Genomic DNA, 14198 nt, shown 5'->3' with positions numbered 1-14198 from the left:
CGCAGAAAGACGTTCCCTTCCCCCGGGGACGCAGCGCAGCTCCCGGAACCTTGCCCACCGCAGCACAAGGGCCTTGCAAGGAACAGTTTTTTCTTGCCCTGCACCGGGATCATGCTCCTATCATACAGAGGGGTGCAACAGGTTAAACGAGGACGCGATATGACGACATTTGACGAGCGTGAGCAGGCCTTTGAAGCGAAGTTCGCGCATGATGAGGAGATGCAGTTCAATGCGCAGGCGCGCTGCAACAAGCTGCTGGGCCTGTGGGCCGCAGAGCTGTTGGGGCTGAGCGGCAAGGATGCAGAGTCCTTTGCCGGAACGGTTGTTGCAGCCGATCTGGAAGAAGCCGGCCACGAAGACGTGGTGCGCAAATTGGAAGGCGAGCTGGAAGGAAAGGCCTCTGCCGATGAAATCCGGGCGAAACGCGCGGAACTGCTGCCGCAGGCCAAGGACCAGATCCTGAGCGAGGCAGACTGAAGCCTGCCAACGGCTGTTTCCGCCATTTTCTTTACTGCCCCTGCGGAACTTTCCGCGCGGTGTGTTGCGAAATTCGTGGCGCCACGCCGCATTCGCCCCTGTGCCTGCGGCTTTGCGGCAGCCGGGCAGCACTCTCATAATGAAGATGAAGAAAATGAAATTGCCCTTGCCCGCCCGGCGTGAGAGAGGGGAAGCAGACCAATTTGCCGCCCGGTCCGCCGGGGCGGCCCGCTGACACGGGACTCAACCGATGACAAACACTTTCAAACAGCTTCTGGAAACAAAAGACGTGCTGCTGGCGGATGGCGCGACCGGCACCAACCTCTTTGCCATGGGCCTGCAGTCCGGCGACGCGCCAGAGCTGTGGAACGTCGATGAACCCAAGAAAATACTGGCGCTTTACCAGGGGTCGGTGGATGCCGGCAGCGACCTGTTCCTGACCAACAGCTTTGGCGGCACCGCCGCGCGCCTGAAACTGCATGACGCGCAGGGCCGGGTGCGCGAGCTGAACCGCATCGCTGCCGAACTGGGCCGCGAGGTTGCCGACAAGGCGGAACGCAAGATCGCCGTTGCCGGCTCCGTCGGCCCAACCGGCGAAATCTTCGAACCGGTCGGCGAGATGTCCCACGCCCTGGCGGTTGAGATGTTCCACGAGCAGGCCGATGCCCTCAAGGAAGGCGGCGCCGATGTGCTGTGGCTGGAAACCATTTCCGCCCCGGAAGAATTCCGCGCCGCAGCCGAAGCCTTCAAGCTGGCGGACATGCCCTGGTGCGGCACCATGAGCTTTGACACCGCGGGCCGCACCATGATGGGGGTGACCTCCTCTGACCTGGCGCAGCTGGTGGAAGAGTTCGAAAACGCTCCCTTGGCCTTTGGCGCCAACTGCGGCACCGGCGCCTCCGACATCCTGCGCACCGTGCTCGGCTTCGCCGCACAAGGCACTGAGCGCCCGATTATTTCCAAGGGCAACGCCGGCATTCCGAAATACGTCGACGGCCACATCCATTACGATGGCACCCCGGAACTGATGGGTGAGTATGCGGTGATGGCGCGCGATTCCGGTGCCAAGATCATCGGCGGCTGCTGCGGCACCATGCCGGCGCATCTGCGCTCCATGCGCGACGCACTGGACAGCCGCCCGCGCGGCGACGCTCCGGCGCTGGAGAAAATCGTCGAAGTGCTTGGCCCCTTCACCTCTGAAAGCGATGGCACCGGCGAGGATGCGAACGCTGGCGGCGAGCGCCGCGGCCGCCGCGGACGCCGCCGCGCCTGACCCTGCAGCAGTCATCGGAATGACGTATGGCGCCGCGTTTTTAAAACGCGGCGCCAAATTTTTCCCGCGGGCCTGGCCTATCCGGTGATACTAAAACCGCTGATCCCCGGGTCCGGATCGGTCCGTTCCGTCAGAACATCCTTGACCGAAGCAGCACCGGGGCCGCGGCCCATGTGGCGCACCATATCCGCGACGCTGTCCGACGGCCCCATCAGCAAGGCCCTGACCGATCCATCAGGTTCATTGCGGACCCAGCCCGTCAGCCCGTGGCGCAGCGCCTCCGCCCGCGCCCAGGTGCGGAAGGCCACGCCTTGCACGCGTCCCGTGACACGCGCTTTCATAGCAACAGTGGTCATTGGGAACCTTCCTTTCCGTCATGAAGGGCCCAAGCATACCACAAAAACGCAGCGCCTGCTGATCAAGAGCCGGTCAGAACAGCGCCAGCTGGTCGCCTGGCTGCGGCGGCCGGGCAAACAGATCGCTGCGCAGCGGTCCAGTCCGCTCCTGCAGGCCCAGCCGCTTGCAGGCGGCCTTGAACCGCTGCGCGATCATCTCGGCATAACGCCCCTCGCCCCGCATCCGGTGGCCCCAGCGCGGGTCATAATCGCGCCCGCCGTGCATTTCCCTCAGCCGCGCCATCACCTTGGCCGCCCGGCCCGGCTCATGCTCGGCCAGCCATTCCTGCCACAGTTCCGACACCTCCCGCGGCAGCCGCAGCATGATCCAGCTGGCAGCATCCGCGCCCGCCTCTGCCCCGGCGGCCAGCAGCGCCTCCAGCTCATGATCCGTCAGCCCCGGCACCACAGGCGAAGTCATCACCCGCACTGGCACCCCGGCCTCCGTCAGACGCCGGATCGCCGCCAGCCGACGGGCGGGCAGCGGCGCCCGCGGCTCCATCCGGCGGGACAGATCCGGGTCCAGCGTGGTGACGGAAATCCCCACTCTTACCAGCCCCTTGGCCGCCATCGGCGCCAGGATGTCCAGGTCCCGCTCCACCATGGCGCCCTTGGTCACAATGGCCACCGGGTGGTTGAAGTCGCGCAGCACCTCCAGGCAGGCGCGCGAAATGCGCAGATCCCGCTCGCACGGCTGATAGGGATCCGTATTGGTGCCAAGCGCAATCGCGGCCACCTTGTAGCGCGGCGCCGACAGTTCCTTGCGCAGAACCGCTGCAGCATTTGGGCGTGCGATCAGCCGGGTCTCAAAATCCATCCCAGGCGACAGCCCCAGATAAGCATGTGTCGGCCGCGCAAAACAGTAGATGCAGCCATGCTCGCAGCCGCGGTAGGGATTGATGGACCGGTCAAACGGCAGATCGGGTGAACGGTTGTAGGTGATCAGCGAGCGCGCCGTCTCGAGACGCACTTCAGTGGGAATCACCGCGTCCGGCACGTCCTGAAACCAACCGTCATCCACATCCTCCCGCGCCATATCGAACCGGCCTGCCGCATTGCTGAGGCTGGCGCGTGTTTTGCGGCGCAAGGTGTGTGGCGTAATTTCCGACGGCATGGACGCAAAATAACCGCCTCAAGAGAACAAATAAAGAACAAATGGGCAAAATCGAAGATTTCCATGTGGAATCTTCATTATTCTTGCGCCGGATTTGTCTCTATACGTCGGTTAGAAACGCGGCAGTGTCGCAAATAATGCAGTTCGCAAACAGCATTCTGTCACAAAAGCCTCAGAAATAGGCCAACACCGGGGATTCCCCCGTCAGCAAGGATTAGGCGCATGTCGGACGAAGAAGACATCATCCTCTCGGAACTCGATGACGAGGAACTTGTTCAGCAGATGTTTGACGACCTCTATGATGGTCTCAAAGAGGAAATCGAAGAAGGCGTGAACATCCTTCTCGAGCGCAAATGGACGCCCTACGACATCCTGACCAAGGCACTGGTTGGCGGCATGACCATCGTCGGCGCAGACTTCCGCGACGGCATCCTGTTCGTTCCCGAAGTGCTGCTGGCGGCAAACGCGATGAAGGGCGGCATGGCCATCCTGAAGCCGCTGCTGGCCGAAACCGGCGCCCCGCGCGTTGGCTCCATGGTCATCGGCACCGTCAAGGGCGACATCCACGACATCGGCAAGAACCTGGTGTCCATGATGATGGAAGGCGCGGGCTTCGAAGTTGTCGACATCGGCATCAACAACCCGGTCGAGAACTACCTGGAATCGCTGGAAGAGCACAAGCCGGACATCCTCGGCATGTCGGCTCTGCTGACCACCACCATGCCCTACATGAAGGTGGTGATTGACACCATGGTCGAGCAAGGGCTGCGCGACGACTACATCGTGCTGGTTGGCGGCGCGCCGCTGAACGAAGAGTTCGGCAAGGCAATCGGCGCCGACGGCTACTGCCGTGACGCAGCCGTGGCCGTGGAAATGGCCAAGGACTTCGTTGCGCGCAAGCACAACTCGATGAGCGCCTGATTTGGCACGCAAAGGACGTGCAGCCCGCTTGACAGAGCGGGCTGCCTTCCGCCCCCCCACCGGGCGGACGCTTGAGGAAAGCTCCCTCACCGAACAGGGCTTGGCCGCGCCCGAAAAGAAGACTGGCCGCATCCTGCTGATCGCCTGCGGCGCGCTGGCGCGCGAGATCCTTGCCATCAAGGACGCAAACGGCATGGATCACATCGACCTCACCTGCCTGCCTGCCAAACTGCACCTCTACCCGGAACAGATCGTTGACGCCGTTGACGGCGCCGTGGCCAAGCATTCAGCGGTCTATGACAAGATCTTCGTGGTTTATGCCGACTGCGGCACCGGCGGCGCGCTGGAGCGAAAATGCGCGGAGCTGGGCGTTGAGATGGTCGCAGGCCCGCATTGCTATTCCTTCTTTGAGGGTAATGAGACTTTTGCCCGCCACTCGGAAGAAGGAGAAATCACAGCCTTTTACCTCACCGATTTTCTGGTCAAGCAGTTCGACGCCTTTGTCTGGCGCCCGATGGGCCTGGACAAGAACCCGGAGCTGCGGGACATGGTGTTCGGCAATTACACCAAGCTGGTCTATCAGTCGCAGATAAGCGATCCAAAACTGGTGGAAAAGGCCCGCGAATGCGCAGACCGGATGGGCCTGGCGTTTGAACACCGCCACACCGGTTATGGCGACCTCGAAACCGCCATGACGAACTGGGCCAGGTAGCCCCTTTCATCTTTCCAGAAATACTCCGGGGAGCGCGAGGGGCCGGCCCCTCGCCCCGCTTCAGGCCTGCGCCATCGCTGTTTCGCGGACCCGCTCGATCATCGCCCGCAGACCGTTGGACCGTTGCGAGGACAGGTGTTCATTCAGCCCCAGCCGCCCCAGCTCTGCCTTGGCATCCACTGCCGCGACTTCGGCCACCGGCAGCCCGTTGTAGAGGCAGCGCAGCACCGCAATCAGGCCGCGCACGATCATCGCGTCACTGTCGCCGTCGAACCGGAACTCACCGCCCTCGATGGTGGCATGCAGCCACACCTGGCTGGCACAGCCGTCGACCTTGGTCGCAGGCACCTTCAGCGCATCGTCCAGCGGCTCCATCGCCTTGCCGAGGTCGATCACATGGCGGTAGCGGTCCTCCCAGTCCTCCATGAACTCGAAGTCTTCCACGATCTCTTCAAAGGCGGCAGTGGCCATCGTCCGTCTATCCTCAAAACCCGCATCCGGTGCAGATCAGCACCTAAGCCCCTGCCCGCCCCTTTTCAACCGCTTTTCAAGCTGCAGCCAATCGGGTAATCCGTTGCAAAGACATTTTGAATGGGCGGGGACAGATGCATAAACCATTGGCTCTTACTTTGGCCTGCGCGCTGGTGCTTTCGGCGTGCGGCTGGCGGGATTCACGGCTGAACCCCTCCAACTGGTTTGGCAGCTCGGAACCGGCAGAGGTGGAAGTGGCGGAGAACGTCAATCCGCTGCTGCCGCAGGACAGCAATGCGCGCGGCATTTTTGCCAAGAAACCGCCCGAGGACAAAAGCGTCCTGATCAGCCGGATCGACAGCCTGGAGATTGAGCGGACCAGCACGGGCGCTATCATCCACGCTACCGGCGTCGCCGCGCGCCAGGGCGCCTTCGACGTCGAACTGCGGCGGGTTGACGGCACCGAGGAAGGTGTCCTGACCTACGACTTCCGGATCGTGTATCCGGAACAGCCGACAATCACCGGAACCGAGTTCAGCCGCACTCTGCACGCCGCCCGCACTCTGTCGAACCAGGACCTGCAGGAGATCCGCCTGGTGCGGGTGAACGGCGAGACAAACGCGCGGGAAAGCCGCCGCCGCTAAGCCCTACCCCAGAAAAAGAAAACGCCCGCAGATGCGGGCGTTTTCTTTTGGGTTGTTACACTGGCCGGGTAGTCAGAGTTCAACCACCTTCACGTCCTGCCCCTTGGCAGCCAGGCCGATCTTGCCCTCGCACAGCCGCAGCGCATCGGCGCCGAAGACCTCGCGCCGCCAGCCGCTGAGGGCCGGCACATCGCGCAGGCCCGCGGCAATCGCATCCAGATCCGCGCTCGGCGCGATCAGCTTGGCGGCCACGCCCTCGGCTTCTGTCTTGGCCTTCAGCAGCACCCGCAGCAGATCCGCCAGCGCCGGGTTCACCTGCAGCTTCTCCTTGCTGCGGTCCATCTTCGGGTGCTTCTCAGCCGGGCAGGCAACGCCTTTGGCCACGGCCTCGAGAATACCGTCGGCAATCGCGCCCTTGCGAGCCTCGCGCAGCAGCAGGCGGGAGCCGCCCAGATCCCCCGGATTACGCGGCTTGGTCGAGGCCAGTTCGACCAGCGCATCATCCTTGAACACCCGGTTGCGCGGCACGTTGTTGGACTGCGCATAGGTCTCGCGGAAGGCTGCCAGCTCACGCACAACGGCCAGGAATTTACCGGAATTGGTGCGGGTTTTCACCCGTTTCCAGGCGTCCTGGGGCTGAATGTCATAAGTCGCAGGATCGGTCAGCACCTGCAGTTCCTCGGTCACCCAATGGGCGCGGCCGCTTTTGTCCAGTTCCGCGGCAAGGAACTCGTAAATCTTGCGCAGATGGGTCACATCCGCCAGCGCATAGGTTTTCTGCGCCTCGCTTAAGGGACGGCGCGACCAGTCGGTAAAGCGCGAGGTCTTGTCCAGCCCCTGCTTGACGATCTTGCGCACCAGCGTCTCATAGCCGGCCTGCTCGCCAAAGCCGCAGACCATCGCCGCAACCTGGGTGTCGAACAGCGGCTTCGGAAAGACCTGCGCGTCGACCCAGAAGATCTCCAGATCCTGGCGCGCGGCGTGGAACACTTTGACCACATTCTCGTTGCGGAACAGCTCATACAGCGGCTCCAGCGAGATGCCATCGGCCAGCGGATCAACCAGAACCGCGTCGTTCTCCCCGTCCCCGGCAAAGGCCAGCTGGATCAGGCAGAGCTTGGAATAATAGGTCCGTTCGCGCAGAAACTCGGTATCCACCGTGACATAGGCGTGCTGCGCTGCAGCTTCGCAGAAGGCCTGCAGTTCTTCGGTAGAGGTCAGAGTTTTCATCAATTACGGCTTTTTCATTATCAGTAAGACCGGGCCGTGATACGCGCTTGTCCCGGCCAATGCAAACAGGTGCGAGGCCGGGCAAAGATTTCTGCCAGCGGTGCTGTGGCCGCCAGCACACGGGCGCCACATGGGTTCACATCTTGTGATGTTACCCTTTTCAAACATTCATTTTCATTATGAATACCGTGCTCCTAGATTGGGGATACACCCGTAACAGGAGGACTAACGATGACCATACTTGATCTTTCCCCCGCCAAAACCGGTGGTTTCACGCTGTCCCGAGGATTGATTCCGGTGCTTGCGGCAGCCTTGCTGCTGGTGCTGATCGGCCTGCCCGCACTGATGGCGCCGGAACAGCAAGTCGAACAGCTGGACTGGCGCGGAAACAGCGCGGCCGTGCAGGAAACCCGTTAAGGCAGCAGAACCGGCGTCTTGTCGCCCGCGGCAAAGCGGCGCAGCACCGCCGGATAGAGCTTGTGCTCCTGCTCCAGCACCCGCGCGGCCAGCGCGTCCGGCGTGTCACCTGCCAGCACCGGCACCCGCGCCTGACCCAGAATGGGGCCGTCATCCAGCAGCGGTGTTACCTCATGAACGGTGCAGCCATGCTCTGCGTCGCCCGCTTCCAGCGCGCGGGCATGAGTGTGCAGCCCTTTGTATTTCGGCAGCAAGGAGGGGTGGATGTTCAGCATCCGCCCCTCGAATTGCGAGACGAACCCTGCAGTCAGCACCCGCATGAAACCGGCCAGGCAGACGATGTCCGCACCGGCCTCAAAAATCGGTTTCACGAGCTCGGTCTCAAAGGCTTCCCGGTCGCCCTTGAACGGGCGGTGATCCACCACTGCGGTTGCGACACCAGCCGCAGCGGCCTTGGCCAGCCCGCCGGCATCGGCATTGTTGGACAATACCAGGCAGGGCTGCGCCGGATGATCGCCGGTCATGCTCTCGAGCAGCGACACCATGTTGGAGCCGCCGCCGGAAATCAGAATGGCAACCCGTTTGTGGCTCACAGCAGCTTGCCCGAATAGCGCATGCCGGCGCCTGCGGTGACGGTGCCCAGGCGGGCGACGGTCTCGCCTTCCGCTTCCAGAACTTTAACCAGCTCGTCAGCGCGGTCCGCGGAAACGGACAGGATCATGCCGATGCCGCAGTTGAAGGTTTTCAGCATCTCCGCTTCGGCAATGCCGCCGGTCTCGGCCATCCACTTGAAGACAGGCGGCAGGTCCCAGGCGTTCAGGTCGATATCGGCGCCCAGCTCCTCGGGCAGCACCCGCGGCAGGTTCTCAGTCAACCCGCCGCCGGTGATATGGGCCAGCGCATGCACGCCCCCTGCCCGCACTGCGGCCAGGCACTGCTTCACATACAGACGTGTCGGGGTCAGCAGCGCCGCGCCCAGGGTGCCTTCGCCGAACGGGCAGTCCGCGTCCCAGCCCAGGCCGGAAACGTCAACCAGCTTGCGCACCAGCGAATAGCCGTTGGAGTGCACGCCGTCAGACGCCAGCCCCAGCAGCACGTCGCCCTCAGCCACGCCCTCAGGCAGCGCGGTGCCGCGCTCCATGGCGCCCACGGCAAAGCCCGCGAGGTCAAAATCTCCTTCCGGGTACATGCCCGGCATTTCCGCGGTCTCGCCGCCGATCAGCGCGCAGCCGGAGCGCACGCAGCCCTCGGCGATGCCTTCGATGATGCGGGCAGCGACGTCGGTTTCCAGCTTGCCGGTTGCAAAATAGTCGAGGAAGAACAGCGGCTCAGCGCCCTGGCAGACCAGGTCATTGACGCACATCGCCACCAGGTCGATGCCAACACCGTCCACCACACCGGTGTCGATGGCGATCCGCAGTTTGGTGCCGACACCATCGGTGGCGCCAACCAGTATCGGATCGTTGTAGCCTGCAGCCTTCAGATCAAACAGCGCGCCGAACCCGCCCAGCCCGCTGGCCACGCCGGGGCGGTTTGTGCGCTTGGCGGCCGGCTTGATCCGGTCAACCAGGGCGTTGCCCGCATCAATGTCCACACCTGCATCTGCATAGGTCAGGCCGTTCTTGCCGCTGGTCATCATTTGGCTCCTTCAAATCGGTTGCGCAGCCTTTAGCGCAAGGCGCATCAGAAGGGAACTAGGGAATCTGCTGCGCCAGCCCCGACAGCGCAGCAGAGCGGTTTTCACGACAGCAATGGCGGTCTCAGATCCCGAATTGCCAGGGCGCTGCCTGATACGCAAAGGCCTCTCCCTGCCGCAGCACCCGGCCCAGCGCCGGAAAGTCCAGATGCGCGCCGGTAACCAGCAGGTTGTCAGCCGCCGCCCGGTCCATCATCTTGCGCCGGGTCTGGGCGGTCTGGGCCGGATCTGTGTCAAAGGCGATGGTCCAGTCCGGCAGCGCAAACTGCAGCGCGGCGCTGTGGATCAGATCGCCCCAGAACAGCAGCCCCTCGCTGCCGGTATCCAGCATGAACCCGGTGTGGCCCGGCGTATGGCCCGGCAGTTCCAGCGCAGTGAAGCCGGGTGCGGCCTCGCCCTCCCCCTGCAGCAGCTGAAGGCGGTCGGCATATGGCGCGACGGATCGGCGGGCCATCTCAAAGAAGCCGCGGCTGCTTTCCGGCACACCGGCCATGATGGCATCGTCATGCCAGAAGTCCCATTCCCGCTGCGCAACCACCAGTTCGGCATTGGCAAAGGCCGCGGCACCGTCCGGCGTGATCAGCCCGCCAGAATGATCCGGGTGGATATGCGTCAAAAGTACAGTATCAATACTTTCCGGCGCAACGCCTGCCGCTGCTAGTCCGGCGCCCAGCGCCCCCAGGCCCGGCCCCATCAATTGCGCCGTGCCGGTGTCGATCAGCAGCTTCTTCCCGCCGCGCTCCACCAGGTAGCCATTGACCGGGATCTGAAGGGCATCGTTCTGCTGCCGGTGCAGACCCTGTGCCAGCACCGCTTCCGCCTTGGCAGCATCGTAGTCATTGAACAACTGGGTTCCCAGCGGCAGATGGCCATCCAGCAGCACGGTGATCCTGGCATCCCCAAGGCTGAACGGGTGGATGACAGGGCCAGCCGCCGCTGAACCCTCAGCCGCCCAAGCCCAATTGCTGCCAGCGAGCCCGCTTGCCAGTGCCGCCGCCGGAGCCGCTGCCAGCCCGCTCAGAAATGCCCTGCGATTGATTGTCATAAGAAACTCCAATATCTGTTTCAGGAAATATTCCCGTGCACCGGACTTAAGGCCGCATTTTCGCAGCTTACAGCCCGGCAGAACCGATAACGGCTATTAGCAACTCTTATAGGCATGCCATGGACAAGCTGACCCTGCTGGAGACATTCACTATCGCCCTCGATGAAGGCAGCCTGAACCGCACTGCCCAGCGCCGCGGTATTACCCAGTCTGCAGTCAGCCAGCAGATCAAGCAACTGGAGGCGCTGATGGGCCAGCAGTTGCTGCACCGCACCGCCAAGGGCATTCACGCCACCCGCGCGGGCGACCTGGTTTTCAGCCATGCGCAGACCCTGCTGTCCGGCTACAACCGCATGACAGCCGAAGTCGACGCGCTGGAGGGCAGCGTCTCCGGCACTTTCCGGATCAGCGTGAACTCCTTTCTCGGGCGCAGCGTGATCGGGCCGATGCTGCTGGACCTGAACCGCGAACACCCGGACCTGAACATCGTGATGCGGCTGGAGGACCGGCTGGTCGATGTCGTGCGCGAGGGGTTCGACCTGGCGATCCGCACCGGGCGGCTGGGCGACACCGACGGCTTCGGGCGCAAGATCTCCACCCTGGAAACGGTTCTGTTTGCCACCCCGGACTATCTGGACCGCGAAGGCAGGCCACAAACGCCGGAGGAGCTGAAACGGCTCAAGTTCATTCAGCACCACGAGGATCAGACCCGCGGGTTCTTTCCATTGCGCCGCGGCGGTCAGGAGTATCCTGCGCCGGTGCAGGTCGGCTTCACCGCCGACGATCCGGACCTTATCATGCATGCCGTCAGCAGCGGATCGGGGTATACCCGTGCACCCCGCTTCATGGTCGAAGAACAACTGGCCAGCGGTGAATATGAGCAGGTTCTGCCCGGATATGAGGCGCCATTAAAAGACGTGTTTGCTGTCTATCCCTCGCGCCGCACGCCGGACCGGCGCCGGGATTTGACTATAGAGCAAACAGTTGCCCGGCTGGAATCCCTGCTCGGGGCCCAGAGCACGGAAACGCCCTTGGCCTCTGCAATCACCGCTTGACCTTCTCCGCTTCATTTCCTAACCACATTTTCATGGCGGGCCTGTAGCTCAACGGTTAGAGCAGAGCGCTCATAACGCTTTGGTTGCAGGTTCGAATCCTGCCGGGCCTACCACGTCATCCGCCTGCAGCCTCTCTGTACCCGGTACAGTTTTCACCCCTAATCCGCGGCAGGTGGCAGCCTCGCTGGCCGGCATCGGCAGCACATCCCGAAACGCCTACCCAATGCCCCAACCCTGTTTCAAATAGCGGACATTGCGGCCGGCTGCTTCTGCATCCAGTGTTTCCGAATAAGCCAGCACCTCGCACACGGGCCCGCGCCACGCCCGGTTGATCCCATTATTGCGCCCACCAATGGCTGCCAGCGCAAAAGGGGTTGCGGATTTGATATGCACGACTGACAGCGGCAACGGCAGCAATGTGGCGGTTGCCGCTCCGCCGTTCAGATGGATTGTCATCCCGGGCGGCAGAGAGGGTGTGAAAACGCCAGGGTTGCCCTCATGGCCCATAACGCGGTTGGCGCTGCTGGCATCAAGACCTGCGAGATCGGTGATCAGCGTGTTATATGTGTCAAACGCCCCCCGCGTGCCATCGGCATAGGCCATGACTGCAAACACTTCCTTGACGAGCGCGTCCGCTGCAAGCGCCAATCCGCTGGCATTTGCCGCATCCGGCCAGACCAGCGCCGGGCGCCCGCCGGCCAAAGGTTCTGAAGCCGCGTACACCGGTCCCCCGCCGGACAGCTTGCCGAGGCTGGCGCCGCCGAGAACAAGGTTGCCGACGGCAGTGACCTCCTCCCCTGCCCCGCGTGTGATGGTTCCTGCCGCCTTGGCACTGTACCACCCGATCAGGCCCGCACTGGCAGGGCGGGTTGTGCCCCCCTGCAGTGCAGTGCCGGTAACGGATAACCCCAGCCCAAGCATCAGTACCACCCCGCGACAGATGCCGTTGTGCCGGTTGCTTCGATGCCAACCGCCGAGAACCCGATGGTTTCTCCGGCCGTGACCGCATAGGTCATCACTGTTCCAGCCTCATCGCGCATGGCAAGATCGCCGGAGGCCAGCACCCGCAGGACCCTGGGTCTGACAGGCAGATCCACTCCGTCCTGCGGGGTAATGGACAGATGGTGGGTGGCCGGGCTTTCCAACCCGCGGCGGAAACTGGTGAATGGATCAATCTGAGGCATGTGGTAACTCCCAGGCAGGTTGCGCTCATGGACTGCTTCCCCTGAACCAGAGAGATACACAGAAGAAACGAAGATACGGAAAACCGGGCGTGCGCTGATTGGTTGCCCGGCGCAACACCCTGCGTCCAGTTTGGGGAGCGCAGCCTGATGCATCGGGCCAGGCGGCGCCAAGCCATAGAAACTTGCAGGATCACGCCATTCTCAGGCCGCCTTCACCCGGCTGTAAGCTTTTTGCTTTCACAATCCCCGCCGTCCGGTAGGGTGGCTTCAGAGCAGGGCAAATTACTTGTTCCGTAGCGATTTCGATACTGTTTTCAGGCGCCGCCCCCGCCGCAAGATTATTTAAGAGGCATCAGGAATATGGCGACAGAAAAGCTCACCATCATCAAAGCTGACGTGAAAAATGAGGTCACCAAGAAGGTGAAGCCCAAATTTGTTCAGCTCGGCAACATGAACTTCACCGCCACCGTCGAGGTCGACAAGAGCGTTGCCAAGGAACTCGACACCGACGCCCGCTTTGTCGCCAAGCTGTATGATGATGCCACCAAAGAATACAAAAAGCTGCTGAACGAATGCTGCCTTCGGGTGGATGCAGCGAACAATCTGGGTTCGGTGATGCCGCTGAGCGACAAGGAATGCAAAGAGCTGGACGCCGATATCAAGAAGATCTTTGCCAAATACGAAAAGTCGATTGAACAGGTCGCGACCAAGCATTTCGACAAGTGGAAACAGGCCAACAAGGACCGGAAGAAGTACCGCATCAAAGTGGTCAGTGCGATTGTGCTCGGCAGCGCCTGTGCGATCGGCTCCACTGCCTCGCTGGCGGCGGGTGCGGTGACCGGCGGTGTTTCCATTGCCGCCAGCATCTATGGCATTGCGCAAAGCATCGTTTCAGTGGCGCGCGCGGTGCAGAAAGTGACCTCCGACATCGTCAAGATCCACGGTGAGCTGGAGAAGGCGCTGAAACAGCTGGTTTCGGCCTATGAAAAACAGTCCAAGGCCAAGGTGAAGGCCAAGGAGATCGGCAAGGAGTTTCTGGCCGATTTCCTGATGATCGAAACCGCGGGTTTCAACCGGGTCGACAAGCATCTGGAAACCTACAAGGCCAAACTCAAGAACATCGACCTGGAAATCGCCGCACTGGGCAAGGAACTGAACAAACTTCTCGACAAGCAGAGCAAGCTCGACAAGGAGATCGAGAAGAAACTGGGCAAGATGGCCAAGGACCGCGGTTACAAGAGCAAGAAGCTGGATGGGCTGTTTGCTGCCATGGAGGCCACGCGCAAGGAAACCGCCAAGCTGATCAAGAGCATCGAAGCCTATCACGTCAGCATCAAGCCAGCCGAGAAGTTCCGTGACAACTCGCAAAAGGCCGTCGACGCCCTGCGCCACAAGGACCCGGTGTGGGCCAAATGGGTGATCTGGGTCGGCAGCCTGGGCCTCAGCACCGCGGTGACCAGCATTGCCTCCGGCGGCGAGAACCTGGTCAAGGCTGCTTCGGCGATTGAGACCGGCTTTAACACCCTATCCAAGGAGTTGGCCTGACCTCCAGCTGCGCGGCTGA

Annotated in this window: 17 protein-coding genes and 1 tRNA gene; 9 read left to right on the top strand and 9 right to left on the bottom strand. The window is 62.3% G+C overall.

Going from position 1 to position 14198, the window contains the following annotated elements; all coding sequences use genetic code 11:
* Positions 1-159 precede the first annotated feature (159 nt).
* Both RA21_RS01535 and bmt read left to right on the top strand, forming a co-directional pair.
* Complete coding sequence (locus tag RA21_RS01535) at positions 160-477, top strand: DUF1476 domain-containing protein (RefSeq protein WP_019297458.1); 318 nt, start codon at positions 160-162, stop codon at positions 475-477.
* Between the two features lie 250 nt (positions 478-727).
* Positions 728-1750, top strand: a complete 1023-nt coding sequence (bmt, locus tag RA21_RS01530) for a betaine--homocysteine S-methyltransferase (protein ID WP_039145682.1) — start codon at positions 728-730, stop codon at positions 1748-1750.
* Between the two features lie 77 nt (positions 1751-1827).
* On the opposite strand, the gene RA21_RS01525 is transcribed toward bmt, so the two are convergent.
* Both RA21_RS01525 and RA21_RS01520 read right to left on the bottom strand, forming a co-directional pair.
* Positions 1828-2106 (bottom strand): acylphosphatase, encoded by a 279-nt coding sequence (locus RA21_RS01525; RefSeq protein ID WP_019297456.1) that lies wholly within the window; start codon positions 2104-2106, stop codon positions 1828-1830.
* 73 nt (positions 2107-2179) lie between these two features.
* Positions 2180-3259 (bottom strand): PA0069 family radical SAM protein, encoded by a 1080-nt coding sequence (locus tag RA21_RS01520; RefSeq protein WP_039145680.1) that lies wholly within the window; start codon positions 3257-3259, stop codon positions 2180-2182.
* A gap of 222 nt (positions 3260-3481) precedes the next feature.
* Between RA21_RS01520 and RA21_RS01515 the strand changes: the two genes are divergently transcribed.
* Positions 3482-4180, top strand: a complete 699-nt coding sequence (locus RA21_RS01515) for a corrinoid protein (protein ID WP_019297454.1) — start codon at positions 3482-3484, stop codon at positions 4178-4180.
* A gap of 1 nt (position 4181) precedes the next feature.
* Positions 4182-4892 (top strand): DUF1638 domain-containing protein, encoded by a 711-nt coding sequence (locus tag RA21_RS01510; RefSeq protein ID WP_039145679.1) that lies wholly within the window; start codon positions 4182-4184, stop codon positions 4890-4892.
* Between the two features lie 60 nt (positions 4893-4952).
* Here RA21_RS01510 and RA21_RS01505 read toward each other — a convergent pair whose 3' ends face one another.
* Positions 4953-5363 carry a SufE family protein gene (locus RA21_RS01505; protein ID WP_019297452.1) on the bottom strand — a complete coding sequence of 137 codons (411 nt, stop codon included), beginning with the start codon at positions 5361-5363 and terminating at the stop codon, positions 4953-4955.
* A gap of 134 nt (positions 5364-5497) precedes the next feature.
* Here RA21_RS01505 and RA21_RS01500 point away from each other — a divergent pair, with 134 nt between their 5' ends.
* The gene (locus RA21_RS01500; RefSeq protein WP_039145677.1) at positions 5498-6007 is read left to right on the top strand and encodes a hypothetical protein; all 510 of its coding nucleotides are present in this window, start codon (positions 5498-5500) and stop codon (positions 6005-6007) included.
* Positions 6008-6079: 72 nt separating this feature from the next.
* Here the strand turns inward: RA21_RS01500 and rnd are convergent, their stop codons facing one another.
* On the bottom strand, positions 6080-7237 hold the full coding sequence (gene rnd / locus RA21_RS01495; RefSeq protein WP_039145675.1) for a ribonuclease D: 1158 nt from the start codon (positions 7235-7237) through the stop codon (positions 6080-6082).
* 231 nt (positions 7238-7468) lie between these two features.
* On the opposite strand from rnd, the gene RA21_RS22495 reads away from it, so the two are divergent.
* On the top strand, positions 7469-7654 hold the full coding sequence (locus RA21_RS22495) for a hypothetical protein (RefSeq protein WP_019297449.1): 186 nt from the start codon (positions 7469-7471) through the stop codon (positions 7652-7654).
* Here the strand turns inward: RA21_RS22495 and purN are convergent.
* The 3 genes from purN to RA21_RS01480 form a co-directional block, all read right to left on the bottom strand.
* Positions 7651-8247 carry a phosphoribosylglycinamide formyltransferase gene (purN, locus tag RA21_RS01490; protein WP_039145674.1) on the bottom strand — a complete coding sequence of 199 codons (597 nt, stop codon included), beginning with the start codon at positions 8245-8247 and terminating at the stop codon, positions 7651-7653. The two genes, RA21_RS22495 and purN, sit on opposite strands and share 4 nt — an antisense overlap.
* Positions 8244-9290 carry a phosphoribosylformylglycinamidine cyclo-ligase gene (purM, locus tag RA21_RS01485; RefSeq protein WP_039146459.1) on the bottom strand — a complete coding sequence of 349 codons (1047 nt, stop codon included), beginning with the start codon at positions 9288-9290 and terminating at the stop codon, positions 8244-8246. The genes purN and purM overlap by 4 nt, the downstream gene beginning before the upstream one ends.
* 124 nt (positions 9291-9414) lie before the next feature.
* Positions 9415-10395, bottom strand: coding sequence for an MBL fold metallo-hydrolase (locus tag RA21_RS01480; protein ID WP_039145673.1), 981 nt, complete (start codon positions 10393-10395; stop codon positions 9415-9417).
* A gap of 119 nt (positions 10396-10514) precedes the next feature.
* Here RA21_RS01480 and RA21_RS01475 point away from each other — a divergent pair, with 119 nt between their 5' ends.
* Both RA21_RS01475 and RA21_RS01470 read left to right on the top strand, forming a co-directional pair.
* Positions 10515-11450, top strand: coding sequence for a LysR family transcriptional regulator (locus RA21_RS01475; protein WP_052257564.1), 936 nt, complete (start codon positions 10515-10517; stop codon positions 11448-11450).
* A gap of 37 nt (positions 11451-11487) precedes the next feature.
* Positions 11488-11563: transfer RNA gene (locus RA21_RS01470), tRNA-Ile, on the top strand.
* A 103-nt stretch (positions 11564-11666) separates the two neighbouring features.
* Here the strand turns inward: RA21_RS01470 and RA21_RS01465 are convergent.
* Both RA21_RS01465 and RA21_RS01460 read right to left on the bottom strand, forming a co-directional pair.
* The gene (locus RA21_RS01465; RefSeq protein ID WP_039145672.1) at positions 11667-12371 is read right to left on the bottom strand and encodes a hypothetical protein; all 705 of its coding nucleotides are present in this window, start codon (positions 12369-12371) and stop codon (positions 11667-11669) included.
* A complete protein-coding gene (locus RA21_RS01460; RefSeq protein ID WP_019297443.1) occupies positions 12371-12634 on the bottom strand; it encodes a spike base protein, RCAP_Rcc01079 family in 264 nt (87 codons plus the stop codon). The genes RA21_RS01465 and RA21_RS01460 overlap by 1 nt, the downstream gene beginning before the upstream one ends.
* Before the next feature lie 360 nt (positions 12635-12994).
* Here RA21_RS01460 and RA21_RS01455 point away from each other — a divergent pair, with 360 nt between their 5' ends.
* Positions 12995-14179 carry a hypothetical protein gene (locus tag RA21_RS01455; protein WP_019297442.1) on the top strand — a complete coding sequence of 395 codons (1185 nt, stop codon included), beginning with the start codon at positions 12995-12997 and terminating at the stop codon, positions 14177-14179.
* Positions 14180-14198: the final 19 nt, after the last annotated feature.

The sequence above is a fragment of the Leisingera sp. ANG-DT genome (genome assembly GCF_000813785.1).
Taxonomy (GTDB): Bacteria; Pseudomonadota; Alphaproteobacteria; order Rhodobacterales; family Rhodobacteraceae; genus Leisingera.
This window is presented reverse-complemented; position numbering and strand designations above follow the sequence as displayed.

Excerpts from the sequence above, each read along its gene's own strand:
- RA21_RS01535 (WP_019297458.1), top strand. The coding sequence starts at position 160 with ATGACGACATTTGACGAGCGTGAGCAGGCCTTTGAAGCGAAGTTCGCG.
- bmt (WP_039145682.1), top strand. The coding sequence starts at position 728 with ATGACAAACACTTTCAAACAGCTTCTGGAAACAAAAGACGTGCTGCTG.
- RA21_RS01525 (WP_019297456.1), bottom strand. The coding sequence starts at position 2,106 with ATGACCACTGTTGCTATGAAAGCGCGTGTCACGGGACGCGTGCAAGGC.
- RA21_RS01520 (WP_039145680.1), bottom strand. The coding sequence starts at position 3,259 with ATGCCGTCGGAAATTACGCCACACACCTTGCGCCGCAAAACACGCGCC.
- RA21_RS01515 (WP_019297454.1), top strand. The coding sequence starts at position 3,482 with ATGTCGGACGAAGAAGACATCATCCTCTCGGAACTCGATGACGAGGAA.
- RA21_RS01505 (WP_019297452.1), bottom strand. The coding sequence starts at position 5,363 with ATGGCCACTGCCGCCTTTGAAGAGATCGTGGAAGACTTCGAGTTCATG.
- RA21_RS01500 (WP_039145677.1), top strand. The coding sequence starts at position 5,498 with ATGCATAAACCATTGGCTCTTACTTTGGCCTGCGCGCTGGTGCTTTCG.
- rnd (WP_039145675.1), bottom strand. The coding sequence starts at position 7,237 with ATGAAAACTCTGACCTCTACCGAAGAACTGCAGGCCTTCTGCGAAGCT.
- RA21_RS22495 (WP_019297449.1), top strand. The coding sequence starts at position 7,469 with ATGACCATACTTGATCTTTCCCCCGCCAAAACCGGTGGTTTCACGCTG.
- purM (WP_039146459.1), bottom strand. The coding sequence starts at position 9,290 with ATGACCAGCGGCAAGAACGGCCTGACCTATGCAGATGCAGGTGTGGAC.
- RA21_RS01480 (WP_039145673.1), bottom strand. The coding sequence starts at position 10,395 with ATGACAATCAATCGCAGGGCATTTCTGAGCGGGCTGGCAGCGGCTCCG.
- RA21_RS01475 (WP_052257564.1), top strand. The coding sequence starts at position 10,515 with ATGGACAAGCTGACCCTGCTGGAGACATTCACTATCGCCCTCGATGAA.
- RA21_RS01465 (WP_039145672.1), bottom strand. The coding sequence starts at position 12,371 with ATGCTTGGGCTGGGGTTATCCGTTACCGGCACTGCACTGCAGGGGGGC.
- RA21_RS01460 (WP_019297443.1), bottom strand. The coding sequence starts at position 12,634 with ATGCCTCAGATTGATCCATTCACCAGTTTCCGCCGCGGGTTGGAAAGC.
- RA21_RS01455 (WP_019297442.1), top strand. The coding sequence starts at position 12,995 with ATGGCGACAGAAAAGCTCACCATCATCAAAGCTGACGTGAAAAATGAG.